Origin of the sequence: Rhodoferax sp. GW822-FHT02A01, from assembly GCF_038784515.1 — a bacterium.
Taxonomy (GTDB): Bacteria; Pseudomonadota; Gammaproteobacteria; order Burkholderiales; family Burkholderiaceae_C; genus Allorhodoferax.
Map to the genome: position 1 here is coordinate 1,749,823 of NZ_CP152376.1, position 24,651 is coordinate 1,774,473.

Consider the following 24,651-nt stretch of genomic DNA (forward strand, 5'->3'; position numbering starts at 1 on the left):
CATTGGCAACCCCATGGCTACACACGCAATCACAGTCAAGAACCTGAGCAAGAGCTTTGGCCAGACAGAAGTCCTGCACAACATCGATCTCCATATCGAAGCAGGCCAGGTCACCTGCCTGATTGGTCCCTCCGGCTCTGGCAAAAGTACCTTGTTGCGTTGCATGGCCTTCCTGGAAGAGGCCACGACCGGCTTCATCCACATCAACGGCGCTCCATTGGGCTTTGAGGAACAGGCCCAAGGTGGTCGTGTACGCATGAGTCCTGAAAATATCCGCGGCGTACGCTCCAAGATCGGCATGTGCTTCCAGCAGTTCAACCTCTGGCCGCATATGACCGCCGTGGGCAATGTGGCCGAAGCGCTCAAGACGGTGAAAAAGATGCCCGCGGCCGAGGCCACTGAGCGTGCCATGGTGCAACTGAGGAAGGTGGGCCTTGAAGCCCGCGCTGGCCACTACCCTTCGCAGCTGTCGGGCGGGCAGCAGCAGCGTGTAGCCATTGCCCGTGCCCTGGCGCTGGAGCCTGAAATCATGTTGTTTGACGAACCGACCTCTTCACTGGACCCGGAGCTGACCGGTGAGGTGCTCAATGTCATGCGTTCCCTGGCGGCCGATGGCATGACCATGGTGGTGGTGTCGCACGAGATCGGTTTTGCCGCCTCCATGGGTAACAAGATTGCCTTTCTCGATCACGGCAAGCTGCTGCTGGAGGGTACACCTCAGCAAGTGTTCGGCAAGCCGCGTCACCCGCGCCTGGACCAGTTTCTCGATACCTACCTGGATCGTGGCGCCGCCATGCTGGTCTGAAAGATGAGTGAAAAGACCGCTGCACCAAGCTCGTCCCTGCACCAGCGCATACTGCACGAGATAGAGCAAAACATACTCACCGGCAAATGGTTGCCGGGCTACCGCATTCCGTCCGAGCACGATCTGGCCATTCAATACCAATGCTCGCGCATGACGGTCAACAAGGTGCTGACCCAATTGGCACAGGCCAATATGGTGGAGCGCAAGCGCAAGGCGGGCACCGTGGTGCTGCGTTCGCAATCCCGCTCGGCTGTGTTGGTCATTCAGGACATACGCGCGGAAGTGGCAGCGCTGAATCTGCCCTATCGCTACGACATCCTGTCACGCAAGAAGCGTCGCAGCACACGCTCCGACATGAAGCTGCTGGACCTGCAGGTACCCGGTCTGGTGCTGGATATGCAGGTCCTGCATTACGCTGGCTCCCGTCCGTTCTGCCTGGAGTCGCGGCTGATCAATCTGGATACCGTGCCGCGCGCCAACGTGGAAGATTTTCTGGATCAGTCGCCGGGGGCCTGGTTACGCGGCCACGTGCCCTGGACATCCGCTGAGCACCGCATACGTGTGGGCAGTGTGGGGCCTGAGCTCACCGAGCTATTGAAGGTGGCCGTTGGAACGCCTGGGCTCATCATTGAACGCAGCACCTGGTTGCAAGGCAAGTCGGTAACCTTTGTGCACCTGTTGTACCCAGGTGAAGGCCATGAGCTGGTGGCGCGCTTTTCACCCACCATTCAGGCAGGCGGAGCCGAAGAGCAAGGCCCGCTCACCTGACGGGCAAGGGACCAATCGACGCCTTGGCCTGGCGCTTGCCCATGGCCAGCAGCCAGGATCGGAACTGCGGCCCATGCGGCTTTTGCAGCACCGCTCGGTCCCATGCCAGGAAGTAGGGCTGATCCAGAGGCACCCGGTGATCAAAAGGCGCCACCAGACGCCCTGACGCAAGGTCGTCGCCTATCAATGAGACCTGGGCCAGTACCACGCCGCGGCCATGCACAGCTGCGTCGATGGCTGCGCTGGACAGCGAATACGCCAGCTCGCTCGGGGTGCGGTGACGGGAGGCTGCACCAATGCTGGCGGCCCACTCCTTCCAACTCGGCGCATTGCCGAAGCTGCTGTCCCACTCTACGTTGATCAAAGGTAGACGCAGCAGATCCGAAGGCTCCGCCACTGCGTGGGTATGCAGGAGCGACGGCGCACAGACCGGAACCGCCCAGTCATGGAACAACTCCGCGGAGTGTTCAAAGCCACGCACGGCGCTTCCATAGGAGATGCGGAAGTCGACAAACTCACCGGTCAGACGCGGTTCGGTTTCTGCACCGGTCAGGCGGATCTTGGCTTCGGGATGGGCCGCTTGCCAATCGAACAATTGCGGTCCTATCCATCGCGTGGCAATGGACGACAAGCAACTCAGCACCAGGCCGCTGCTGGTCTTGGCGTGCAGCAGTTTTTCCTGGGCACGCCGTAATTGGTCAAAGGCGGGACCCAGTTCCGTCAGATACAGACGACCGAAGAAGCTGAGCTCCAGGCCTTTGCCCTTGCGCTCGAACAAACGCAGCTCCACGCTCTCCTCCAGCTTGCGCAGCTGCTGGCTGATGGCGCCGGAGGACACGCCCATCTCGGCAGCCGCACCTGCCACACTGCCGTTGCGGGCCAAGGATTCAAAGGCCTGCAACGCGCGCAGCGGTGGCAATTTGATCGCGTGATTCTTGCGGGTAGCCATGGTTTTCAGTTTAGCTTATCTAAACTAAATTGCAGAGGAAATGACTTGTATTCCCAGTGGGCCCCTACTAAATTCGTTGCTGATCACCACTTCACTTCAATTGGGGAAAACACATGTTTCTACGCAATGCCTGGTATGTCGCCGCCTGGGATAGAGAGCTGACCGACGCGCCTCTGCCCCTCACGATCCTGGGCGACAAAGTGGCGCTGTACCGCAAGTCGGACAAAACGCCTGCAGCGCTCGAAGACGCATGCCCGCACCGCAAGCTGCCGCTGTCGCTGGGGCGCATCAAGGGCGACCATATCGAATGCGGCTACCACGGCCTGACCTTTGATTGCAGCGGGCAATGCGTCAAGGTGCCGGGCGCCAGCAACATCCCCAAGGCAGCAGTGGTGCGTTCCTATCCGATAGAAGAACGGTTTGGATTGCTGTGGATCTGGATGGGTGAGGCAGACAAGGCCAACCCTGCGGACATCTTTGCGGTGGAGCACTGGGGCGATCCGGCCTGGGGCATGAACCAAGGCGACGGCATGACCATTGCCTGCAACTACTTGTACATGACGGACAACCTCCTGGACCCGTCACACGTGTCCTGGGTGCATCAGACATCGTTTGCTGGCGCTGCGTGCGAGGACACACCGCTGCAGACCACGGTGGCGGACAACGGTGTCACGGTATCGCGGTGGATGATGGACACGGAGCCCGCACCGTTCTATGTACCCTTTCTGAAGTTCAAGGGCAACTGCGACCGCAAGCAGCAGTACGAAGTGCGTTTCCCCTGCCTGGCGTTGATCAGGGCCATCTTCACGCCGGCTGGCCATGGCGGTGAGGGGCGTGCTGCACACCCGGACCTGTTCCACATGGACAGCTACAACTTCATGACGCCCATTGACGAAAACACGACGCGCTATTTCTGGTTCCAGATGCGTAACTTCGCACCCAACGATGCCGAGGTTTCGCGCCAGTTTGCCGAGTCGGTGCGCCAGGCCTTCAGCGAGGACCGCGTCATTCTGCAGGCGGTGCACAAGGGCATGGCAGAAAAGACCGCGCCCAACATCGATCTGCATATCGACGTCGGCCCAATGCGCTTCCGACGCAAACTGGCGCAGCTGATCGACGCTGAAAATGCGCGCTTGTCATTGGCTGCGTGAGTGATGGTGGCGCAGACGGCCAGCAGCCGCGGTTTTCGTCCGCTGAGGGTCAGCGCAAAGATTCGTGAAAGTGACACCATCACCTCGTTTCACCTGAATCCGGTGGACGAAGGGGACTGGCGCCATTTCGAGCCCGGCCAGTTCCTGGTGTTCAAAATCCCGGGGCAGTCAGACGGACAGTCCGTGCTGAGAAACTACAGCGTGTCCTGTGCGCCGGGACAAGTTGGGCACTACCGCATCTCGGTGAAGCGTGAGGCCGCTAGCCAGCCTGGGGTACCGGATGGCTTGGCTTCCTGCTATCTGCATGACCATGTGCAAGTGGGTGATGTCCTGATGGCTGAGGGCCCGCGGGGCGAGTTCGTGTTGGACCGCGCAAGCAACAGGCCGGTGGTATTGCTCAGCGGTGGCGTAGGACTCACGCCCCTGGTGTCCATGTTGCATGCGCTGGCCAGGCAGAGCGAACGGCGCGTGGTGTTTGTGCACGCCTGTGACAACGGATCGGTCCATGCGCTGGGTGATGAGGTGCGTGAACTGGCAGCGTCGCGCAACGGCATTACAAGCCATTTCGTCTACCGATTCCCCACGGCTGCGGATAGTGCCACGGCGCGGCACCATGACGAGGGCGTGATAACGCGAGCACTGCTGCAAAGGCTGTTGCACCTGGATGACTACGATTTCTATCTGTGCGGGCCGCCCCCTTTCATGCAGGCCGTGTACGCACTGGTGCGCAGCCTGGGCGTAGCCAGGAAACGCATTGCCTATGAATTTTTCGGGCCCGCCACGGTGCTGGAGCAGGACCTTGCAACGCAACCCCAAGCAACGGCTCCGGCGGTGAGTACGGCCGCTGCATGCGACGCGGGCATCCAGATCCATTTCAGAAAAAGTGGGCGTACCGCCCCATGGAGCTCCGACGCACGGTCACTATTGGAATTTGCCGAAAGTGTCGGTCTCACACCAGATTTCAGTTGTCGCGCTGGCGTGTGTGGAACCTGTTGCACCGGCCTGCTGGACGGCCAGATCAACTACTTCGAAGAACCGCTCGATGAACCGCCAGCCCATCATGTCCTGCTCTGCTGCGCGCGTCCATCGGGTTCGCTGGTGCTGGATTTGTAGTTTTGGATTGCACTTGGGCCCGAAGTCTCGGGCGGCGATTGGTCCAAATTTTCGACCCTACTTGTTTTCCTGGTGCAGCATGCGGTCTGTTATCTGCTTACGCAAGCTGGCCAGTTCACCACTTGACTTCATCTGACGAATGACGCCTTCGACCCGAGGCACCAGTGCACGATGTCGTTCATTCAGGAAGTGGTATAGCTCGATATGTTGCAACATCGGGAAAAGAGGGTGAATATCCGCCTGAATTCCAAGCCGATTCAAGACAAGCATGCCGCTGAAAAGATCGTTGACTGCCACATCGATGTGGCCTGCATTGAGCATAAGCATCATCTGATCCATGGTCGTGGTCGGAGATACATGTGGCATGCCGGAAACTCCCCGTTCTGACGAGCCAACGCCCCGCACGATTCCTATCTTGTAGGGACGAAGTGAGTCCCAGCCACTTACAGCAAAGCTCAACGATTTGGTAAATGCAATTGGCTCGATGTAGTTGATGGGTTCGGAAACAGCGATCAGCGAGGGGTATTCGCTTTGTACGGCTAGCACGCGCTGTATCTCTCCATCGAGGCGACCTTCGCTTGACTCAATCAACGATCGCTTTGCCGGACCATCTACGAACTGAAGTTGGATACCTAGCTTGCCGTAGACCGCTACAAGAATTTCAGCACCAACCTGTTGGTCGGGAACGTTTTCGATCCTGGCCAGTCGCAAGATGACTTGGGCGTCACATTCGAGGCAGGCAAGGCCGAACAATACGCCGAACAGCGCAATGTATCTCCAACGAGCGAGTCCGAGGCTGCTGCCAACGCACAGCGCACTCATGAGTCATGGCCCTTCAAGAATTTCTACTGAATGGACGTCTAACCTTCTTTCCGCAATTGAAAACACAATTTTCGAAGTACGTCAAGGGCTGCTTCAACTAGCGCTCTTCTCGAGCTGGAATTGGTCTACGCGGCGGCAGTGGAAGCCTCCGCCAAAAGTCAGACTGCCCCTAGAGCGTGGATGTGATCTTGGAAAGATGCCGTGGGGCGTCAGGATCAATCCCGCGCGCGCGCGAAACTGCCTCAACCAGCAGGTAAAAGGACTGTATTGCCACGATCGGATCAAGGTCCGGAATATCTGCCGTGGCCAATGTCAGATCACGTTCGGCAACATCATCAGGCGCGGCGAGCAGCACGTTGGCGCCTCTTTGGCGCATATCTCGCGCGACTTGCAGGAGGCTGGCCTGCGCCGGGCCACGCAGTGCAAAGATCAAGATGATGTACCCCGTATCTACCAATGCCATGGGTCCATGCTGTACTTCGGCACCACTGAATGCTTCGGCCTGAATGCCACAGGTTTCCTTGAACTTCAGCGCCGCCTCATTGGCAATTGCCAGACCCGGACCGCGACCGATGACCAGCAGGCGGTCAGCATCCCTCAGTGCAGGCAGGGCGCAGCTCCAGTCCAGGGAGCAGGCGGTGGCCAAGGCTGAGGAAATATTCCGCAACCCGGCTATCAAATCGAGATAGCCACCCCAGACCGCCGCAAGACGTGCCGCCGCGACCAGTGAGCAGATATAGCTTTTGGTCGCTGCAACACTTTCTTCCGGGCCGGCATGCAATGCCAGTGGCCATTGCACCGCATCTGCGAGCGGAGACTGTGCGGCGTTTACCAATGCCACGGTCGTTGCACCCGCATCGGTAAACATTTGCATGGGTCCATACAAGTCGGGACTGCGGCCGGACTGCGATACCGATACGGCCAGCATGCGCTGATGTGCAATGGGTGCCCGATACAGCGTCATCAGGGACATTGGCAATGACGTCACCAGCTGACCCGTGCGTGACATCACCAGATACGAAAAATAGGAAGCAGCATGATCCGAGCTTCCACGCGCAATGGTCACAATGCCGGTGGGTGCAGAGCCGCGCAACGCGGCTCCCAAGGCCTCATATCGGTCAGTGTCCAAAGACAGTTGCAAAGCTACCTGAGCGGCCGAGGCGCAAGCCTCCTGGTACATCTTGGTTGTCATAAGAGAAATGGATGAAAGGAAGAGCGAAGGCGTATTTATTCACGCAATCAGAATGTCTTGAGCAGCAATTGCGCTGCCCCTTGCATGGCGTCACCTTGTGCACGGGCGATGCGATCGGTGACGGAAAGCGGCAGTCGAGAAACGAGCTGCTGGCCAATGCCTCCAGCAACGACCAATGGAAGCGTATGTCGGTGATCCAGTGCCTCTGCCATGGTGCACAGACTGTCCACGGCCAGCTTGATCAGGTCTTGCGCGGCGGTGTCCTTAGACGCCATGGCAAAGACCAGAGGGGCGCAAGTGGCGTAGGTGTTCTGGTTGGCTTGACCGCACCAATTCAATAATGCTGCGCGACTGCCACCCACATGCTGCAGGATGGCCTGCGTCAGCGCGCAAGGATCCCTGCGACCGTCAAGCGCCTGTTGTGTCAGGCGTATGGCGCGAAGTCCAAGATCGGCTCCGCTGCCTTCATCACCGCTGGGAAAACCCCAGCCACCCACGGTGCGCAGAGCACCATCGCCATCCTGGGCCATTCCGATGGCACCAGTGCCGCAGATGATGAGCGCGCCGGCGGACCCTGCATGTGCGCCATGTAGCGCGGTGAGTGCGTCTGAGTGCAAGTCCACATGCGGGTAGCCAGGATTGGTCCGCAGTAGGTCGGCCGCCCAAACGGGATTGTTGGCACCAGCCAGGCCCAGTCCCAAAGCGGTGTTCGTCCGGATGGGTTTCTGCCAATCGGGGTCGAGATCCGCTGGAGTCGCCGTCTGTATTGCGCATGCGATGTTTTCCCAGGCTTGGGCGCTACCCTGCATCAGTCCTGAAGCGCCAGCGCGCCCCTCTCCGACGAGTACACCACTTCGATGCCAGACCCGGGCTCTTGTACTGGTTCCGCCACCATCCACGGCTGCCAAGTAACTGATATTTGCCGGCAAGGATTGCGGCACTGCCAGCGTACTCATCTTGTGTGCGCGGCGCGCATGTTGCCGGGATTCAGACGCAAGCAAGCAGTGCCATCTACCCGGAAGAGATGCAGTGAATGTGGCGCCGCCCGAACAATTAAATGATCGCCAAGGTTGACTTCCACGTTGCCGTCTCCGCGCAGTATCAGGTCCTGTCCGTCATCGGTGCGGACATACAGCAGATTCGATTCACCCAGGTGCTCAACCAGGGTGATCTCGACGTTCAGCAGCAGATCGTTGCCCACCGGGCGTGCATCGGCGGGCAGTACTTCACAGTGCTCCGGGCGCACACCAATCTCCACCGTCTCGCCAGGCTGAAGCGAACTTGCTTGAACGGTAGCAAACGCAGTGGCGCCATTGCCAAAGCGAACCTGAACGCCTTGCGCATTCACATCAATCACGCGGGCCGGTAGCAAATTGATCGTCGGTGAGCCAATGAAAGTGGCAACAAAGCGGTTGGCAGGCTGCTGGTACAGCGTCAGTGGAGTGCCTGCCTGCTGTACGCGCCCTTCGTTGAGCACCACGATCTTGTCGCCCAATGTCATGGCCTCAATCTGATCGTGCGTGACGTACACCATGGTAGCGGCCAGATCCCTGTGCAGGCGCGCCAGCTCGATACGGGTCTTGGCGCGCAGTGCCGCATCCAGATTGGATAGTGGTTCGTCAAAAAGAAAGAGGCGTGGCTCACGCACAATGGCGCGTCCAATCGCAACGCGCTGTCGCTGTCCTCCGGACAGCTCGCGGGGCAGGCGTTCGAGCAAGTGGTCTATGTGCAGTACACGCGCGGCCTCACGGACACGGCGGTCAATATCGCTGCGGCTGGCTCCGTGCAACTTGAGGCCGAAGGCCATGTTGCGGTACACATTCATGTGCGGGTACAGGGCGTAGCTCTGAAACACCATGGCAATGCCACGTTCGGCGGGTGGCAAGGCGTTGACCACCTGGTTGCCAATGCGGAGTTCGCCGCTGCTGATGGACTCCAGGCCGCATAGCATTCGCAGCAGTGTGGACTTGCCGCAGCCGCTGGGGCCCACCAGTACCACGAGTTCGCCGTGTTCAATATGCAGATCCACATCCTGCAGGACCGGTGGATTGTTGCCATAGGACTTGGTGAGTTTGGAAAGGGTAACGCTTGCCATGGTGTGTACCTTATTTGACGGCGCCCGCGGTGATGCCGCGAATGAGTTGACGGGAGAAGATTGCGTAGAGGCTTACCACTGGAACAATGGCGAGCGAAAGGGAGGCCAGCACGGCATTCCAGTCGGTGGCGTACTGCCCCACAAACTGCTGGATGCCCAGCGTGATGGTCTGGGTCTTTTCGGAAGGCGCCAGAATCAGCGGGAACCACAGGTCATTCCAGATCGGCACCATGGTGAAGACTGCGACCGTGGCTATTGCCGGCCGCACCAAGGGCACTACCACCTTGAAGAAGATGCGAAATTCATCCACCCCGTCACAGCGCGCGGCGTCCTTGAGCTCGCTTGGTACCTGCGCCATGAACTCCGAAAGAATCATCACAGCCAGAGGCAGGCCTTGGGCCACATATACCAGCACCAGCGCCGTCAGCGTGTTGACCAACTGCAGTTCCACCATCAGTTGCAGGATGGATACCGTGCCGAGCCGGATCGGAACCATGATGCCGAAGGCGAAAAAGAATTTCAGCCAACGGTTGCCTGTAAATCTGTACTCCGTCAGTGCCCAGGCGGCCATGGCGCCAAACAGCAATATGAAGAACAGCGAGGCGACCGTCACTGCAAAGCTGTTGCCAAAGTAGTGCATCACGTCCGAGCGCCCCAGTACTTTGGTGTATCCGATGAGCGAAAACGTGTCGGTGGTTGGCCAGGCCAGCGGGTCGTTGAATATTGCGTCGCGGCTCTTGAACGAGTTCATTAGTACCAGCAAGACGGGCAGTAACGCCAGCAGTAGGTAAGCAATCAGCGTTGCGTGAACAAAGACGCGGCTGGTGTCAAACCGCGGACGAATCAGATGGGATGTGCGGTGCATAAACGAGTCCGGGGTTCAAAGTGCAAAGCGCTGCAGACGGCGCTGAACGGCCAGGAAATACCCAGCCACACCACACAGAATGACCAGGAACATGATGGTGGCTACCGCAGCCCCCATCGTTGGACTTGCAACTTGTGACTGGTAGCCAAAGAAGGTCCGATAGAACAGGGTGCCCAGGATGTCGGTGCTGTAGTTGGGGCCGGCCATGGCACCCTTGACGGTATAGATAAGGTCGAACGCGTTGAAGTTGGCGACAAACGTCAGAATGGTGACCAGGCCCAATGTCGGAAGAATCAGGGGCAGGCGGATGAACCAGAAGATGCGCCATGGTGTGGCCCCTTCCACAAGTGCCGCCTCCACGATGTCTTCCGGTATGGCAATCAGTGCGGCATAGATCAGCATCATGGGAATGCCGATGTACTGCCAGACTGACATCAACGAAACTGTAAACAGTGCGCTGCTTTCCAGACCAAGCCATGGCTCGAACCAGTCACCCAGACCAAGCAGTCCGAGCAGACGCTCGGACACTCCCCACAAAGGCGACAGGATCAGTTGCCAGATAAAGCCGATGATCACGACCGAGAGCAAGGTCGGAAGAAAGAAGATGGTGCGGTAGGTGGCAGAAAAGCGCACATTCTTCAGTGACAGCAGTGCTGCCAGGAGGAGTCCAATGGGATTCTGGAAGACCATGTGAATGCCAAAGAACTTGAGGTTGTTGGCCATTGCATTCCAGAAGGCATGCGACCACTGTGGGTCCTGCAGAATGGTGATGTAGTTGTCCATTCCCGCGAAGCTGCGTACTCCGTTTTCATTGGCGGTGTACAGCCCCAGACGCAGGGTGTCCAGCAGTGGAAAGGCACTGAACAGTGCGTAGATGCACAGCGCCGGCAGCAGAAACACCGCCACACGCCATGAGAAACCCGATTGCATGGGGGACTCCCTTCAGATGGAAACTTGGGTGCCATATCCAGCCAACTCGCGCGCCCCAAGAGGTGCGGGAGTTGGCTGATCTTCAGGAAGGCCTACTTGGCGGCCGCGTACCACTTGGCAAAGCCAGTTTGAATCTGGGTCGCCGCTTCCTTGGGCGACATCTTCAGATTGATGACCTGTGAGCCCACGTTCCACAGTTCGTTTTCCATGCTGGGCGTTCCACGACTCATGATCTGAGCGTTCAGGCGGATCGTGCTTTTGCACTGATTACGCCAGCTGATCATCTCCTTGGCTACCGGGTTCTTCACGTCAATCTTGTGGTTGGACAGCGAAAAGAAACCTGTGACCTTGTTGGTATAGAGGTCCGCAAACTCCTTGCTTGCCAACCAGTCCAGAAAGACCTTCGCATCGGCCTTGTTGGGGCTCTTGCTGTTGATGCCCATGGCAATGTCGGTGTGATCCGAGATGTAGCAGGTGTCGCCCGCCTTTTGCACCGGTGGCTTGAACGCGCCGAAGTCCACCTTGCTGTTCTGTTCGAAGTAGGAGATGTCCCAGGAGCCCGCAGGGTAGATGGCTGCGCGGCCGGTGCCAAACAGATTTTGGGAGTCACCGTAGGTCTGGGCTTGGTAGCCCTTTGGCAGATAGGGGGCCCACTTGGCCATCACGTCGAAGGTGCTGACGAACTCGGGATCGGTGAACTTCTTCTTGCCCGCGATCAGCGCCTTGCGACCTTCCTCACCCTTCCAGTGGTTGGCGCCAATGCTGGTGAATACGATCTGGTTGGTTTCCCATTGGTCTGCAGTGCCCAATGCCAGGGGAGCGACCTTGCCAGCAGCCTTGATCTTGTCCAGGACACCAAAGAATTCGGCTTCGGTCTCCGGTACCTTGAGGCCCATCTCGGCAAACACCCTCTTGTTGTAGAAGAAGCCATGGATCACGGAGGCCATCGGCATGCAGTAGGTGGATTTGCCATCGTCCGTTTGCCATGCCACCTGCGCGGATTCGGGAAAGTTCTTCAGTCCGGGTGCGCCGTTCAAGGCGTCGATCTGCCCTTTCTTGAACAGATCCAGCGATACATCGAATGGGCGGCAAGTAATCAAGTCTCCTGCAGTGCCAGCGGTGAGGCGTGCATTCAGTGCCGAGTTGTATTCGGGTGGAGACGTGGGAGCGAACTTCACCGTGATGTCGGGATGGATCTTGTTGAATGCCGGTAGCAGCACATCTTCCCAAAGGGTCTTGTCGTCCACGCGCCAGCTCTCAATGGTGAGATTGCCGGCATGGGCCAAGGTGTTGCAAAGAATCAAAGCACTTGCGGCGACAAGGCGTAGGTTGGATTTCATAACGCACGTTCTCCAAGTTGTTGAGGGAGTGAACTGAAGGTTTATGCAGCGTCCACTGGATGCGCCTACCCGTCAGTGCCGCGGAGGTTATGCTGATACCCATGTAAGCTCAAATGCGCCGCAGAGAGCTCGAATACATTGCGTAACGCATTGATTTGATTCAATAAATTTATGTTTATCACGGCAGTGGCTGACAGGTTTTTTAACGCGCTATCCAACGTTCCCAATAAGGCAACGGTCATGCCTTCGTCTGCCTGCAACATAAAGTTACAAAACGAAATGAAATGAAAGCCTCTATTCGCGCCTGGGGTTCGCTGGTGTTCGGGTTTTCCCTTGCACTGACGGCGATTGCGGTTATGGCGCAGACCCCGGGCACATCGGTCGATGTGTTGCACTGGTGGACGTCCAGCAGTGAACGGCGAGCTGCTGACCAGCTGGCCAGCCAGCTCGCGCTCGCGGGTGTGCAATGGAAGGACGCCGCAATTCCCGGCGGTGGTGGCATGGCCGCAGTGAAGGTGCTCAAGAGCCGTGTGCTGATGGGCGACCCTCCCGATGTTGCACAGTTGATCGGGACCACGCTCACGGACTGGGCAGACATCAAGCTTGTTTTGCCACTCAATGGTGTAGCGCAGCGGCAGCGGTGGCAGAGCGTCCTGTTCCCCACGGTGCTGGACCTGGTGACCTACAAGGGTGACGTGATCGCGGCTCCTTTGGGCATCCATCGCATCAATACGCTGCTCTACAACCGCAGGCTGTTCGCGCATATAGGACTTGCGCCACCGCGCACATGGGCCCAGTTTGAAGTTGCTGCGCAAAAGCTACAGCAGGCGGGCATTCGGCCACTCGCATGGAGCGACGAACCATGGCAAATTGCCACCGTCTTTGAGACCGTTTTGCTTGGCGAAGCGGGCCCTACCCTGTACCAGGATCTCATCGTGCGCAGGCATTCCGCTGCCTGGCTGGATCCGCGCGTGGAGCGGGCGCTTCAACGCCTGCGCTGGCTTCGCAACCTGGCAGGTGAAAATCCGCAGGAGCGGGTTTGGACGGAAGGTGCGCGCGAATTGATGAACGACACCACCGGCATGATGATCATGGGTGATTGGGCCAAGGGGGAGCTGATGGCGTGGGGCGCCAATCCCGCACGGGACTTCGGTTGCATAGAAGTACCTGGCACCAGTGGCATGCATCTGTACAGCATCGATACTTTTGCCATGCTGGTAAGCCCACGCCAGCGAGAAGCGGTGCAGGAGAAAATTGCAGAAGTGGTGGTCGGACCGGTGGCGCAAATCGCCTACAACCGCATCAAGGGCTCTGTTCCGGTGCGGCGTGATATTGATCCTTCCGTACTGGATAGCTGCGCGCGCCAATCGTGGGATACGTTTTCCAATCCGGCCAGCGCCCGGGTGCCAAGCCTGGCGCACAGAATGGCTGCTGACGAGAACATCAAGGATGCCGTGGCGCAGGCGCTATGGCGCTACCTGACTGACCCCAAAGGCGATACGCTGGAAACGCAGCGACGCCTTGCCACCATCATTCGTACTCCAGTTATGGAGCGCTAAGAAAGCCCGCGCCATGTCCCGAACCATATTGGTTGTTGATGACGATCTGAAGACCAGAAACCTGCTGAAGACCTATCTGGAGAAGCAACAGTACGCGGTGCGGGTTGCGCATGATGGTGCCAGCTTCATTGCCGAATTCGAGCGTGGCATGGAGGAACTCAGCCTGGTGATACTCGACGTCATGCTGCCCGACACCGATGGCTTCACGCTGTGCCAGACCGTGCGGAGGTTATCGAGCATCCCCATCATCATGCTCACTGCAAGCGCGGACGATACGGATCGGATCGTGGGCCTGGAACTGGGCGCCGATGACTACATTGCCAAGCCATACAACCCGCGTGAACTGCTGGCACGCATCAAGGCCATTCACCGGCGCATGCAGCTGGGAACACCTTCCGGACCCGTTCGCTATTTGCGATTTGCTGGCTTCACCATGGATCTGGTCGAACGGCTGCTCGTCGATCAAGGCGGCCAGACCATTGCGCTGACCAGCATGGACTTCAATCTGCTGCGCTTTTTTGCCGAGCATGCAGGAGAGACGCTGGAGCGCAGCCGACTGATGGAGCAGACCCGGGGACGCGACTTGGGGCCCATGGATCGCTCGCTCGACGTGCAAATCAGCCGCTTGCGCCAGCGTCTGCAGGACGATGGTAAGCAAACCGCCTTGATCAAGACCGTAAGAGGAAGTGGCTACGTCTTTTCAGCGGAAGTCTCACACCATGGCGATGCCTGAGGGTTCGCGACGCGGTTTGCGATTGCTGCCCGACAGCCTTCTGGGCCGTATCGTGGTGGTCATGGCGCTGGGTGTCATCTGCGCGCAGATGCTGGGAACCCTGCTGTGGGCACGCCAATTGCGCGAGAGCGCACGCGCCGAAGCATTGATTGCCGGTCAACACATTGCGCTGAACGCGGCTGGCAGCATCCGCTTCTTCCGCGATCTGCCGCCGCAATACCGTCCCTTGCTAATTGAGCAGTTACGCACCATGGGAGGGACACGTTTCTTTGTAAACGTGAACAAGTCGGAAGTTCCGCTGCGGCCAGTTGAAGGCAACACGCTGGTTGATGCCGTTGTGAATGTCATTCAGAGCGAGCTGCACAAGAACCTTGGCAATATCCAGACACCGTCTGTTGCCTTCGCCTGGCCCGAAACATTGCAGGTATCAGATGACGGCCGCACAGTGCAAGATCTGCCGGAGTCCTGGGTTGAGGCGACCTTGCTGCTGCATCCGCGCCCGGCTCCGGTATTGGTTGTACAGAGCGAGTTCGAGCCCGGTCGATGGCTGTTCCTTGCCGCTCCTATGCCAGACCCGTACTTTCTCGACAACGCCAATCCGCTCACCATTGATCGGGTGCTGATGCAACTGGTCACGCTCGCAACGGTACTATTGCTGTCGGTTCTGCTGGTGCGTGGGCTGATACTTCCCATCAACCGGATAGCGTCTGCCGCCAACGCATTTGGCAACGACATTGCGCCAGAGCCCGTTCCGGAAACCGGCACTGCCGAGCTGCGCCGTACGGCACGCGCATTCAATGACATGCAGGCCCGCATCCAGGGCTATCTGGTGGACCGTGAGCGGCTGTTTCTGGGTATCTCGCACGGGTTGAAGACTCCCATCATGCGACTCAAGCTGCGTACGGAACTTCTGGACGACGAGACTCTGCGCACGGAGTTCCATGAGGATCTGGATGACCTCGATGTAATGGTCAAGTCGGCTCTGCAAAGCTTGAAAGACACCGATATCCATGAGAACGTCACGCCAGTGCGACTGGACACTCTGCTTGAACGGTTGGCCAGGCGTCCTATTCATCCGGACGCCCGCGTGGAGTGTGACCTGCTGCCGGTTGCTGTGTTGGGCAAACCGCTTGCGCTGGAGCGCGCGCTAAGCAATCTGCTCGACAACGCGGTGTTGTACGGTAAGCGCGTGCAACTGCGCTTGAGCCGCATGGGGTCCAGTGCACTGATTGAGGTGCGGGATTTTGGGCCGGGTATTCCCGTGGCCAGCATGTCTTCAGCGTTTGAACCCAATGTCCGGTTGAGCCATGGACAGCAGCAGAACCGCGCAGGAACAGGCCTTGGCTTGGGCATTGCACGCAATATCGTTCAGGCGCACCACGGTGAAATACGTTTGCACAACCATGTGGAAGGGGGGCTGGTGGTCACAGTGATACTGCCAGCCATCGATGATGTTGCGACTAGCTGAACTTGTCGGCGTGTTGAAGCAGAGGAAGGCTAAGGCCATTGCGAACTACTTCCCCTTCCACCCAGACTTGCTGCACCTGCAAGTCGCGGTCGAGTATTACCACGTCGGCCCACGCGCCCGATGTCAGACGCCCCCGGTCATGCAGGCCGAGATGCTCCGCTGCATAGGTGGATACCCGCCGTGATGCGTCCTCCAAACGGAGACCTACAGCGTCCACCATATTGCGCAACGCGGCATCCATGGTGAGAACCGAGCCGGCCAAGGTTCCGTCAGCTAGGCGTACCCCGCCCAAACATTTGGTGACCGTGTGGCGACCCAGGCGGTAGTCGCCATCCGGCATACCAGCTGCAGCCGTGGAGTCCGTCACACAATAAAGCTTGGGAATGGCCCGCAGCGCCGCCCTGATGGCTCCCGGGTGAACATGCAACAAATCAGGGATCACTTCTGCATATTCTGCATGGCCCAGTGCGGCACCCACCATGCCAGGCTCGCGGTGATACAAGGCCGACATGGCATTGAACAGGTGGGTAAAGCCGGTAGCACCGCAACGCAGTGCTGCCACGCCCTGTTCATAGCTGCCGGTGGTGTGACCCAGTTGCACGCGAATGCCCATGGCAACCAGTTCAACAATCATTTCCTGGTTGTTGCTCACTTCAGGCGCCAGGGTAAGCAGTCGAATGGGGGCGACGGAATGCAGGCGCCTGATTTCTTCGAGATTTGCGGGCCGAGCAAACGGTGGTTGAGCCCCGAGGCGGGCTTCGCTGATGTAGGGCCCCTCCAAGTGCACGCCCAGCACGCGCGCTGCGCCATGCATTCGCGCAGTGCACACGGCTGCGAGCGCGGCAAACGCGGCATCCAGATCTTCTTGCGGGGCTGTCATGGTGGTCGCCAGCAGCGATGTCGTGCCGTGCGCAGCATGCAGGCGGCTGACCTGTATTGCGGCATCACCGCCGTCCATGATGTCATGCCCCGAGCCGCCGTGCACGTGCAAATCGATAAAGCCCGGCAGTGCAATGGATGCGCGTGCAGCCCGAACAATGCTTTCATCAACGGCAATTCCGCTGATGGATTCGATTCGACCCGAAGTGTCAGTCAGCATGCGGCCCTCCAGGAAGCCGCGCGGCGTGAGAATGAATCCTTCAAATTCGGACATCGGAATCTCCAGTCAATGTGACTTCAAACACGCATTTCGGAAACGAAATCGTAGTAATCACTTCTGCAATAGGACTGCGTGATTTCTACGACGCAGCCGTTGGTTTCAGTGGCAACACGGCTGGCCCACAGCAATGGGGTACCTTGCGGAATCTGTAGATGATGGGCCATCTCTGCACTTGCGCCGATGGCACGGACATGTTGTGTAGCGCGTACAGGCGCACGACCCAAACGGCGCAAATACGCATACAGCGAGCCCTCCAGGCGCTGCGGCTGCGGCAAGATGGCGACAGGCAGAATACTCTGCTCCAAGGCCATACGCACACCGTCTGCAAGTCGGACGCGGTGCAGACGCGCGACGCGTGCGCCCTCTTCCAACCCCATCTTCTGACGCTCGTCATGGTTTGCCGGTCCTACCTTGCGCAACAACCACTCGGAGCTTGGCTGATAGCCGCGTCGCTCCAGCTCTTCGGTAAAACTGCAAAGACGCACTAGAGGCTGTTCCAGATAGGGGGCAATGAAGTTGCCCGAGCCCTGGCGCTGCACCACAAGACCTTGTGCCACCAATACGGCAATTGCCTTGCGCGCTGTAACGCGCGACACCTGAAGTGATTCCGCCAGCACACGTTCGGATGGAAGCGCCTGGTCAACGCTGTAGCGACCCTCGCGAATGTCTAGCGCCAGATCCCTTGCCAACTGCAAATACAGGGGAGAACTATCACTTGTGTCCATGGATATCACAACCGGTAGTTGGTGAATGTCAGTTAATAATACCACTTTAGTACCAGTTATTGAAAGCTCGTTTGATGGCAATATTTGCCGGTCGATCGGCGTACTAGCTATTCTCAGCGATTGCTACATGACGATCGTGCTTCTTCAGATACGCCACATGGCTGCCTTCAATGAAAGAAGCGTTGCAAAGGCGTCTTGCCCTGATCCGGGCTCGCCTAATCCTGCACAGCGGTGAAGAATTGGCTGGGCGTTTGCCCAAACTGCCGGCGAAACATGGTGGCAAACGCACTTGGGCTGTCGTAGCCCAGTGCCATGGCAACTTCAATCACCCTCTCGCCCGTAGCCAGCATTTCCAACGCGCGCAGAAGGCGTGCCTGTTGGCGCCACTGACCAAAGGTCATACCGGTCTCTTTCACAAACAGGCGCTGTATGGTCTTCACATCCACTGCCAGGCGCTGCGACCAATCGGTCATGGTGGAGGCATCGTGTGGGCGTCTTTGCAGACGTTCGCATATCTGCAGGAGACGCGCGTCGGTAGGTAGTTGCAGATGCAGTGGTAGCACGGGCAGGGCGCGCAGCTCGTCCAACAGCAGCCGCATCACACGTCCATCGCGTGTACCTGACGCATACGGCTGCTGTACAGCCATGGCAGCTGCAATCAGTTCGCGCAACAGCGGCGATATGCCCACGGCCTGCGTCTCGTCCAGCAGCTTGGGTGCGGCGTCGGGCATGACCAGAAGGCTGCGCATGTGCACCTCGCCAATGCAGCGAATTTCGTGGCGCATGCCAGCCAGCATCCAGATGGCGCGCGTGGGAGGCACCACCCAGCGCCCCGCCTCGGCCCGTACCACCATGACGCCTTGCACGGCATAGATCAGCTGATGCTTGCTGTGCTCATGCGGCTGTATATGCCAGCCGGACGGATAGTCGGTGGCCCGCCCCATGACGGGTGTGCGGGCCTCTTCTATCTCCCTGAGCGACTGCTCCAGGGCTTTGGGGCTGCGGGAATGGTCCATGTCCTTTTGGCGAAGGTTGTTGGTTTTTTGGCGCGAGGCGGACGTTAGCATGCTTTGCATAATCCGTCCTCGCCGTACTGATTTCCCATTTGAAAGTGAACGCATGACGACTAACGCCGCCAGCCTCGATGGCAAGCAAGCCCGCGCCGCCTCGCCCAAGGCCAAACCCACCTTCGCCATACTGGGCGCCATCAGCAGCGCCCACATGATCAACGACATGATGCAGTCGTTGATACTGGCCATGTACCCCATCCTCAAAGGTGAGTTCTCGCTGAGCTTCAGCCAGGTGGGGTTGATCACGCTGACCTACCAACTGACCGCCTCGCTATTGCAGCCGCTGGTGGGTGTGTTCACCGACCGTCACCCGCAGCGTTACTCCTTGCCCTTCGGCATGACCTCCACGCTCATCGGTCTGATGCTGCTGGCCTTTGCGCCCAGCTTCAGTTTTGTGCTGTTGGCAGCGGCATTTGTGGGCGTAGGTTCATCCGTCTTCCATCCGGAGTCATCGCGCATTGCGCGCCTGGCCTCGGGTGGACAGCATGGCCTGGCCCAGTCGGTGTTCCAGGTGGGCGGCAACACCGGCACCGCCATTGGCCCGCTACTGGCTGCTCTGGTGATCGCACCCTACGGCCAGCACAGCGTCGCATGGTTTGGCCTGGTCGCCTTGCTTGGCATCATTCTGCTGGTCGGGGTCAGTAACTGGTACGCCACGCACCACATGGCTGCAAGTGGGCGCAAGAAGGCCGCGGTCGTGAGCCCTTACCCGCGCAACGTGGTGATAGGTGCCATCGCCGTGCTGTTGATACTCATCTTTTCCAAGTATTTCTATCTCGCAGGCATCAGCAGCTTCTATACCTTCTACCTGATAGAGCACTTTGGTCTCACCGTTCAGGACGCACAGCTGCATCTGTTCCTGTTTCTGCTGGCTTCGGCCATTGGCACCGTGATGGGTGGGCCGATTGGAGACCGCATTGGCCGCAAGCCGGTGATCTGGGTATCCATTCTGGGTGTGGCTCCATTTGCTCTGTTGCTTCCGCATGCTTCCCTGTTCTGGACCACCGCACTGACCGTTGGCATCGGCCTGATTCTGTCCTCGGCCTTCTCCGCCATCCTGGTTTATGCGCAGGAACTGGTACCGGGCAAAGTGGGCATGATCTCCGGCATGTTCTTCGGTTTTGCGTTTGGCATGGGGGGCCTGGGCGCTGCGGTGCTGGGTGTCTTGGCTGACCACACCAGCATTGACTTTGTCTATCAGTGCATCGCCTACCTGCCGCTGCTTGGACTGGTGGCAGCATTCCTGCCCAAGAGCCCGCGCAAAGTCTAGGCAGAGGATCAGGGTGAGGATGTGGCAGAAGTGGCTTCGCTTATCTGAACAGTTTTACCCCAAGAGATAAAGAGACTGCGGGCGGGGTGAATTGATGCAGAGTTGTTCACGCCGCAAGCGGTGGGCAGCTCGGGGCGCCTGGAAATCTCGCGGACGGACATGCTTTCTCGCAATTCCCAACGCCTGACGCCATTCAATGTCGCCACGTTTATCACTCCTAAGTCCCTTGCTTTAAAAACTAGTAGGGTAGGTCCTACGTGGGTCACGTTTTGAATGGAAATTTTTGTCCCAGGTTTCGACGAAACGCAGCACCATAAAGCTGACGTTGGTGAGTACCTTCAGTGTGCCCAAGGCGGTCATGACCATCAGTGAAACCGGAGCCAGAAAGCTGCCATTCGATTTCAGCATGTTCAGGCAGTCTTGCTCCGCAATTTGTGAGCGGAAGTCTATGTAGACAGTTTTTCTGGAATATGTGTGCACTGTCAGTACTCTTTGATTCATTAACGCATTGGAATATGACTTGTGCCCACGCGGCAACAAATTCTAATGTGGAAGTTATGGCCTGGCCCTTTGAGAGATTATTCAAAAATCGCATGTGACCACGAGAATCATGGGGGATGAAAAATCTTACTGAAAACTGCAGTATTGATACATTGTGTATTTGTGCGCGTTGTAGTGTAACCAGAGGAATTTCAGGCTCACGAGGCGTTGATAGGAATGGGTGGAATACGTGGAAAAACAGTACTATTAATAGGGCTATTATTCAACACCTCACTGTCCAATGTCGTGATAGTGCAGCATTTATCGCTCGGTATGACTGCTTAATAATTAAGGCTATCAAATGGCAAGGTTACAGTAGATTCAGGTTGAAAACAGGAATTCTTTGTCTTGCCATTTTCACCAAGATTTAATACAACATTGGCATAGGATGTCTTCCAAGACGGGAGTGGAATAATTTAACGAAGGGCCAAGCATGTCCCCCAGCACTCATCAAGATCATTTTCGACTTGTCGTGGATGCGGCCCCCACGGGCATTGTCATGGTTGACCCAAATGGGCAAATAGTCCTAGTAAACCGGCATCTCTTGAGTTTGTTTGGATATTCCGAATCGGATCTGATGGGGCAGCCGGTTGAGATATTGCTGCCCCAACGCATTCGCGCAACCCATCCCGGAAAAGTTCGAGCTTTTTTTTCTGCACCATCCAATCGTGCCATGGGCGCCGGGCGAGACCTGTACGCTGTCCGCATTGATGGGCGCGAGATTCCTGTAGAAATTGGTTTGACGCCGGTAGACACGGAGGGGGGCTTGCATGTGCTGGCCACAATTGTTGATATCACCGAGCGCAAGAATGCTGAGAAACAGCGCGCGCGCAGTCGTGATCAGTTCAACGCCGTGGTGGAGGCCGCGCCAGCCGGTATTGTGATGGTGGACGAAAACGCACGTATTACTCTGGTGAATTGCCAGATTGAGAGCCTATTTGGTTATTCTCGTGAAGACTTAATTGGCCAGCCCATCGAAATATTGCTGCCTACACGCATGCGCATGGCGCACCCCGAAAAGGTACGCAGCTTTTTTACTAACCCAACCACACGCGCGATGGGGGCAGGGCGTGACCTCTATGCCGCGCGATTTGACGGAACGGAATTCCCGGTTGAAATCGGCCTGAGCCCGATTGATCTTATGGACGGACGCCAAGTCTTGGCCACAATTGTTGACATCACTGAGCGAAAGAAATCAGAGCTTCGGGTTCTGCGCGCCAACGAAGGTTTGGAGCAATTCGTCTATGTGGCTTCGCATGATCTACGTTCACCGTTGCGAGGCATTGCCGATTTACTGGAGTGGATCAAGGAAGACATCGAGAGCACACCGAATGAAAAGGCATTGGCAAACATTGCTCGTGCCACGCTTAGGGTCGAAAGGCTTGAGCGGCTGATTGATGATCTTTTGAGATACGCACGAGCAGGTGCGGTAGATGCAGAGATTATGCCAATTAACTTGCAAACATTGGTAACTCAAGTTCTGGAGCTTCAACCTCTCCGAGCTGGGTTTGAAGTAAAACTCGATATCGCTCCAATCATTGTCCATGCTGCTCGTACGCCGATCGAAACGGTACTTCGCAATCTGATCTCCAACGCTGTAAAACATCACGACCGCGACGAAGGCGTCATCACGATCGGCGTGCGCGACAAAGGCAAGTATTTTGAGTTTTCAATTGGAGACGACGGACCAGGCATACCAGAACACGCACAGACGCGCATCTTCAAATTGTTTCAGACGGCTACTTCGACCGATCGGCAAAGTTCCGGCGTTGGATTGGCTGTGTCAAAGCGTCTGGTGGAAGCACATGGCGGCTGGATTGCCGTTGAATCAGCTGCAGCACAACGTGGAACAACCTTTCGGTTTATTTGGCCAAACAATCAACCCAACAAAGGAGGGGGCCAATCATGACGCAATCCAAGAATATGGGGCTGACTATCCTTTTGATAGACGATGATGATGTTGCAGCCGAAGCGGCCATACGAAATCTGCGAAAGTGTGGTGTTGACTTTCCGTTGTATGTCGCCTCGAACGGCGCGGAAGGTTTACGAGCTCTGCGCGGTCAAGGGCCACATGGAGAGTTGCCAAAGGCGACCATTGTGCTGTTGGACATTAACATGCCAGTTATGGACGGGTTTGAATTTCTTGAGGCACTGCGCGCCGATCCCGCACTGCGATCTCAGGTTGTTTTTGTTCTAACCACATCAGATGCCGACGCTGATCGTACTCGGGCCTACCACAAATGCATTGCTGGATACATGGTGAAGTCTGCGGTCGGCCACCAATTTGCCAATTTAGCGAATTTGCTCAAGTCATATGATGCTGCAGTCACACTTGCCTGAACGCTCCTCTGAGTCGCAGTTGTTACGGATATTGATTGTCGATGACGACCAAATTGATCGAGAGCGAATTCGGCGTGTTCTAGGGAAAGGCTCGGTCAAGAGTTCAGTACAGGAAGCTAACTCCCTTGGAGAGGCGCGCTCATATTTGAAGAGCGATAAATTTGATTGTGTATTTCTTGACTACAAACTAGGTGACGCCAGCGGCACGGAACTGCTTCACGACATTCAGTCAGGCTCGATACCCTATGTCCCCGTGATCATGGTCACAGGCGAAGGCAATGAGCGCTTGGTGGTACAGACCATGCGGGATGGTGCACATGACTTCATTTCTAAAATGCACTTGCAAGTTGGTTTGGTGGAAACCATACTGATCAACAGTCAGATTCGTGCCAATTTGGAAAGGGAGTTGAAGATCAAGCGTGAACGCCTTGAATATCTGAGCTTTCATGACACGTTGACTGGACTGCCCAACCGCACTTTGTTTTTTGACCGGGCGGAGCAGACGCTGCAATTTTCAATGCGCAAGCAGCAAATATTTGCCATCCTTCAAATAGACCTTGATCTGTTCAAGAATGTAAATGACACCTTTGGCCATGCGGCTGGCGATGTGGTATTGACTGCTGTAGCCCAGCGAATTCAGTCAATATTGCGCGGTTCGGACACTGTAGCGCGACTTGGGGGTGATGAATTTGCAGTCGTTTTGGCAGACATTAAAACGACGGAGGATGCACTACACATCACAGAAAAAATAACGCAGGAGGTCCGCAAACCGATCCAAATTTTTGGCGATCAGATGGTAGCGGTCGAAGCGTCTGTTGGGATCGCACTTTTTCCAGACCATGGCGAAGACGTTCAAACCTTGCTGTTAAAGGCGGACTGGGCTATGTACGCGGCTAAACACGGTGCAGGTCTGTATTTGATCTATGCAGCGGGCATGGAGTCCATGCGTCAACGCCCTGCTCCAGAAAGCGAACGTCTGAGGCAAGCCCTCATTTGCAACGAATTGTTTTTGGAATACCAACCCTTTCTCGACCTGGCCAGCGGTGAGGTTATTGGTTTTGAAGCTCTGGTTCGATGGCGTACCCCTGAGGGGGAGGTTGTACCTCCAAGTTTATTCATTCCTCTGGCGGAGCGTTCTCCTGTAATTGCGCAACTTACTTACTGGATACTTTGTGTCGCTTTGGACCAGATGCAGCGTTGGCACATGGATGGGTTAATGCTTTCGGTGTCTGTCAACATCTCGGCTCGCATGCTTGATGGCTCTGATCTTGCAGAGCGGGTGTTACATGAGCTGCGTATTCGAAAGCTACCTGCATCATTTTTGACGCTGGAACTCACCGAAACTGCGCTCATGTCCAATGTGCACCGAGCATATAGAATTCTGGAAGAGATCAAGAATGCCGGAGTGCGAATCTCAATTGATGATTTTGGAGCGGGCTTCACTTCCTTTAAGTATCTGCGCCAACTCGACGTATCAGAAATCAAGATAGATATGGCGTTTACGGCAGACCTGAAAGCGGGTTCACGGGACAGCGTGATTGTGCGTTCGATCGCCCAACTTGCTCGGGGCTTTGGCATAACTTCCGTTGCAGAGGGCATCGAAGACCTCGGCAATAAAGCCACACTATTGGAACTCGGCTGTCAAGTGGGCCAAGGTTACGGTATCGCACGCCCTATGGCTGGCGGAGCCGTTGCCGAATGGGTAAAGCAATGGAACGAGCGCTACACAAGCGGCTAGCGAGAGGATGATGGGCTCC

23 protein-coding genes are annotated in these 24,651 nt (G+C 57.0%); 11 read left to right on the plus strand and 12 right to left on the minus strand.

The window, feature by feature from the left end:
• Positions 1–13: 13 nt before the first annotated feature.
• Entirely contained in the window at positions 14–805 is a 792-nt protein-coding gene (locus AAGF34_RS08310; protein WP_342620146.1) for an amino acid ABC transporter ATP-binding protein, read from the plus strand.
• A gap of 3 nt (positions 806–808) precedes the next feature.
• Positions 809–1,573, plus strand: a complete 765-nt coding sequence (locus AAGF34_RS08315) for a UTRA domain-containing protein (protein ID WP_342620147.1) — start codon at positions 809–811, stop codon at positions 1,571–1,573.
• On the opposite strand, the gene AAGF34_RS08320 is transcribed toward AAGF34_RS08315, so the two are convergent.
• Positions 1,566–2,522 carry a LysR substrate-binding domain-containing protein gene (locus AAGF34_RS08320; protein WP_342620148.1) on the minus strand — a complete coding sequence of 319 codons (957 nt, stop codon included), beginning with the start codon at positions 2,520–2,522 and terminating at the stop codon, positions 1,566–1,568. The genes AAGF34_RS08315 and AAGF34_RS08320 overlap by 8 nt on opposite strands.
• A gap of 113 nt (positions 2,523–2,635) precedes the next feature.
• Between AAGF34_RS08320 and AAGF34_RS08325 the strand changes: the two genes are divergently transcribed.
• Together AAGF34_RS08325 and AAGF34_RS08330 are read left to right on the plus strand one after the other, a co-directional pair.
• Positions 2,636–3,673 (plus strand): aromatic ring-hydroxylating dioxygenase subunit alpha, encoded by a 1,038-nt coding sequence (locus tag AAGF34_RS08325; RefSeq protein WP_342620149.1) that lies wholly within the window; start codon positions 2,636–2,638, stop codon positions 3,671–3,673.
• Positions 3,674–3,676: 3 nt separating this feature from the next.
• On the plus strand, positions 3,677–4,786 hold the full coding sequence (locus tag AAGF34_RS08330) for an FAD-binding oxidoreductase (RefSeq protein ID WP_342620150.1): 1,110 nt from the start codon (positions 3,677–3,679) through the stop codon (positions 4,784–4,786).
• A 57-nt stretch (positions 4,787–4,843) separates the two neighbouring features.
• Here the strand turns inward: AAGF34_RS08330 and AAGF34_RS08335 are convergent, their stop codons facing one another.
• From AAGF34_RS08335 to AAGF34_RS08365, 7 genes are all read right to left on the minus strand, one after another.
• Entirely contained in the window at positions 4,844–5,608 is a 765-nt protein-coding gene (locus tag AAGF34_RS08335) for a transporter substrate-binding domain-containing protein (RefSeq protein WP_342620151.1), read from the minus strand.
• Between the two features lie 169 nt (positions 5,609–5,777).
• Positions 5,778–6,800, minus strand: a complete 1,023-nt coding sequence (locus tag AAGF34_RS08340) for an SIS domain-containing protein (protein ID WP_342620152.1) — start codon at positions 6,798–6,800, stop codon at positions 5,778–5,780.
• Positions 6,801–6,847: 47 nt separating this feature from the next.
• Complete coding sequence (locus tag AAGF34_RS08345) at positions 6,848–7,756, minus strand: BadF/BadG/BcrA/BcrD ATPase family protein (RefSeq protein ID WP_342620153.1); 909 nt, start codon at positions 7,754–7,756, stop codon at positions 6,848–6,850.
• Positions 7,753–8,895, minus strand: a complete 1,143-nt coding sequence (gene ugpC, locus AAGF34_RS08350; RefSeq protein WP_342620154.1) for a sn-glycerol-3-phosphate ABC transporter ATP-binding protein UgpC — start codon at positions 8,893–8,895, stop codon at positions 7,753–7,755. Before ugpC ends, AAGF34_RS08345 begins: the two co-directional genes overlap by 4 nt.
• A 10-nt stretch (positions 8,896–8,905) precedes the next feature.
• Positions 8,906–9,760 carry a carbohydrate ABC transporter permease gene (locus AAGF34_RS08355; protein WP_342620155.1) on the minus strand — a complete coding sequence of 285 codons (855 nt, stop codon included), beginning with the start codon at positions 9,758–9,760 and terminating at the stop codon, positions 8,906–8,908.
• 15 nt (positions 9,761–9,775) lie between these two features.
• Entirely contained in the window at positions 9,776–10,690 is a 915-nt protein-coding gene (locus AAGF34_RS08360; protein ID WP_342620156.1) for a sugar ABC transporter permease, read from the minus strand.
• A gap of 92 nt (positions 10,691–10,782) precedes the next feature.
• Positions 10,783–12,030: an ABC transporter substrate-binding protein gene (locus AAGF34_RS08365; RefSeq protein ID WP_342620157.1), complete on the minus strand. Its 1,248-nt coding sequence runs from the start codon at positions 12,028–12,030 to the stop codon at positions 10,783–10,785.
• Positions 12,031–12,314: 284 nt separating this feature from the next.
• Between AAGF34_RS08365 and AAGF34_RS08370 the strand changes: the two genes are divergently transcribed.
• Genes AAGF34_RS08370 through AAGF34_RS08380 form a run of 3 tightly spaced genes read left to right on the plus strand, consistent with a single transcriptional unit; the run spans position 12,315 to position 15,790 of the window.
• Positions 12,315–13,589, plus strand: a complete 1,275-nt coding sequence (locus AAGF34_RS08370) for an ABC transporter substrate-binding protein (RefSeq protein WP_342620158.1) — start codon at positions 12,315–12,317, stop codon at positions 13,587–13,589.
• Positions 13,590–13,602: 13 nt separating this feature from the next.
• A complete protein-coding gene (locus AAGF34_RS08375; RefSeq protein WP_342620159.1) occupies positions 13,603–14,322 on the plus strand; it encodes a response regulator in 720 nt (239 codons plus the stop codon).
• On the plus strand, positions 14,309–15,790 hold the full coding sequence (locus AAGF34_RS08380) for an ATP-binding protein (protein ID WP_342620160.1): 1,482 nt from the start codon (positions 14,309–14,311) through the stop codon (positions 15,788–15,790). Before AAGF34_RS08375 ends, AAGF34_RS08380 begins: the two co-directional genes overlap by 14 nt.
• Here the strand turns inward: AAGF34_RS08380 and nagA are convergent.
• From nagA to AAGF34_RS08395, 3 genes are all read right to left on the minus strand, one after another.
• On the minus strand, positions 15,783–16,943 hold the full coding sequence (gene nagA / locus AAGF34_RS08385; protein WP_342620161.1) for an N-acetylglucosamine-6-phosphate deacetylase: 1,161 nt from the start codon (positions 16,941–16,943) through the stop codon (positions 15,783–15,785). The two genes, AAGF34_RS08380 and nagA, sit on opposite strands and share 8 nt — an antisense overlap.
• A 23-nt stretch (positions 16,944–16,966) precedes the next feature.
• Positions 16,967–17,674: a GntR family transcriptional regulator gene (locus AAGF34_RS08390; RefSeq protein WP_342620162.1), complete on the minus strand. Its 708-nt coding sequence runs from the start codon at positions 17,672–17,674 to the stop codon at positions 16,967–16,969.
• A 215-nt stretch (positions 17,675–17,889) separates the two neighbouring features.
• Complete coding sequence (locus tag AAGF34_RS08395) at positions 17,890–18,690, minus strand: helix-turn-helix transcriptional regulator (protein WP_342620163.1); 801 nt, start codon at positions 18,688–18,690, stop codon at positions 17,890–17,892.
• A gap of 103 nt (positions 18,691–18,793) precedes the next feature.
• Between AAGF34_RS08395 and AAGF34_RS08400 the strand changes: the two genes are divergently transcribed.
• Positions 18,794–20,014, plus strand: coding sequence for an MFS transporter (locus AAGF34_RS08400; RefSeq protein WP_342620164.1), 1,221 nt, complete (start codon positions 18,794–18,796; stop codon positions 20,012–20,014).
• A 231-nt stretch (positions 20,015–20,245) separates the two neighbouring features.
• Here the strand turns inward: AAGF34_RS08400 and AAGF34_RS08405 are convergent, their stop codons facing one another.
• Entirely contained in the window at positions 20,246–20,494 is a 249-nt protein-coding gene (locus tag AAGF34_RS08405) for a hypothetical protein (protein ID WP_342620165.1), read from the minus strand.
• A gap of 493 nt (positions 20,495–20,987) precedes the next feature.
• Between AAGF34_RS08405 and AAGF34_RS08410 the strand changes: the two genes are divergently transcribed.
• Genes AAGF34_RS08410 through AAGF34_RS08420 form a run of 3 tightly spaced genes read left to right on the plus strand, consistent with a single transcriptional unit; the run spans position 20,988 to position 24,632 of the window.
• Positions 20,988–22,463, plus strand: coding sequence for a PAS domain-containing sensor histidine kinase (locus tag AAGF34_RS08410; RefSeq protein WP_342620166.1), 1,476 nt, complete (start codon positions 20,988–20,990; stop codon positions 22,461–22,463).
• A complete protein-coding gene (locus AAGF34_RS08415; RefSeq protein WP_342620167.1) occupies positions 22,460–22,894 on the plus strand; it encodes a response regulator in 435 nt (144 codons plus the stop codon). Before AAGF34_RS08410 ends, AAGF34_RS08415 begins: the two co-directional genes overlap by 4 nt.
• The gene (locus AAGF34_RS08420) at positions 22,887–24,632 is read left to right on the plus strand and encodes an EAL domain-containing protein (protein WP_342620168.1); all 1,746 of its coding nucleotides are present in this window, start codon (positions 22,887–22,889) and stop codon (positions 24,630–24,632) included. The genes AAGF34_RS08415 and AAGF34_RS08420 overlap by 8 nt, the downstream gene beginning before the upstream one ends.
• The last annotated feature ends 19 nt before the right edge of the window (positions 24,633–24,651 follow it).

What these genes read in the sequence shown, in the direction of transcription:
- AAGF34_RS08340 (WP_342620152.1), bottom strand. Translation starts at nt 6,800, where the DNA reads ATGACAACCAAGATGTACCAGGAGGCTTGCGCCTCGGCCGCTCAGGTA.
- AAGF34_RS08395 (WP_342620163.1), bottom strand. Translation starts at nt 18,690, where the DNA reads ATGGACCATTCCCGCAGCCCCAAAGCCCTGGAGCAGTCGCTCAGGGAG.
- AAGF34_RS08410 (WP_342620166.1), top strand. Translation starts at nt 20,988, where the DNA reads ATGTCCCCCAGCACTCATCAAGATCATTTTCGACTTGTCGTGGATGCG.
- AAGF34_RS08375 (WP_342620159.1), top strand. Translation starts at nt 13,603, where the DNA reads ATGTCCCGAACCATATTGGTTGTTGATGACGATCTGAAGACCAGAAAC.
- AAGF34_RS08320 (WP_342620148.1), bottom strand. Translation starts at nt 2,522, where the DNA reads ATGGCTACCCGCAAGAATCACGCGATCAAATTGCCACCGCTGCGCGCG.
- AAGF34_RS08315 (WP_342620147.1), top strand. Translation starts at nt 809, where the DNA reads ATGAGTGAAAAGACCGCTGCACCAAGCTCGTCCCTGCACCAGCGCATA.
- AAGF34_RS08310 (WP_342620146.1), top strand. Translation starts at nt 14, where the DNA reads ATGGCTACACACGCAATCACAGTCAAGAACCTGAGCAAGAGCTTTGGC.
- AAGF34_RS08390 (WP_342620162.1), bottom strand. Translation starts at nt 17,674, where the DNA reads ATGGACACAAGTGATAGTTCTCCCCTGTATTTGCAGTTGGCAAGGGAT.
- AAGF34_RS08335 (WP_342620151.1), bottom strand. Translation starts at nt 5,608, where the DNA reads ATGAGTGCGCTGTGCGTTGGCAGCAGCCTCGGACTCGCTCGTTGGAGA.
- AAGF34_RS08330 (WP_342620150.1), top strand. Translation starts at nt 3,677, where the DNA reads ATGGTGGCGCAGACGGCCAGCAGCCGCGGTTTTCGTCCGCTGAGGGTC.
- AAGF34_RS08365 (WP_342620157.1), bottom strand. Translation starts at nt 12,030, where the DNA reads ATGAAATCCAACCTACGCCTTGTCGCCGCAAGTGCTTTGATTCTTTGC.
- AAGF34_RS08380 (WP_342620160.1), top strand. Translation starts at nt 14,309, where the DNA reads ATGGCGATGCCTGAGGGTTCGCGACGCGGTTTGCGATTGCTGCCCGAC.
- AAGF34_RS08400 (WP_342620164.1), top strand. Translation starts at nt 18,794, where the DNA reads ATGACGACTAACGCCGCCAGCCTCGATGGCAAGCAAGCCCGCGCCGCC.
- AAGF34_RS08345 (WP_342620153.1), bottom strand. Translation starts at nt 7,756, where the DNA reads ATGAGTACGCTGGCAGTGCCGCAATCCTTGCCGGCAAATATCAGTTAC.
- AAGF34_RS08360 (WP_342620156.1), bottom strand. Translation starts at nt 10,690, where the DNA reads ATGCAATCGGGTTTCTCATGGCGTGTGGCGGTGTTTCTGCTGCCGGCG.
- nagA (WP_342620161.1), bottom strand. Translation starts at nt 16,943, where the DNA reads ATGTCCGAATTTGAAGGATTCATTCTCACGCCGCGCGGCTTCCTGGAG.
- AAGF34_RS08370 (WP_342620158.1), top strand. Translation starts at nt 12,315, where the DNA reads ATGAAAGCCTCTATTCGCGCCTGGGGTTCGCTGGTGTTCGGGTTTTCC.
- AAGF34_RS08415 (WP_342620167.1), top strand. Translation starts at nt 22,460, where the DNA reads ATGACGCAATCCAAGAATATGGGGCTGACTATCCTTTTGATAGACGAT.
- ugpC (WP_342620154.1), bottom strand. Translation starts at nt 8,895, where the DNA reads ATGGCAAGCGTTACCCTTTCCAAACTCACCAAGTCCTATGGCAACAAT.
- AAGF34_RS08355 (WP_342620155.1), bottom strand. Translation starts at nt 9,760, where the DNA reads ATGCACCGCACATCCCATCTGATTCGTCCGCGGTTTGACACCAGCCGC.
- AAGF34_RS08325 (WP_342620149.1), top strand. Translation starts at nt 2,636, where the DNA reads ATGTTTCTACGCAATGCCTGGTATGTCGCCGCCTGGGATAGAGAGCTG.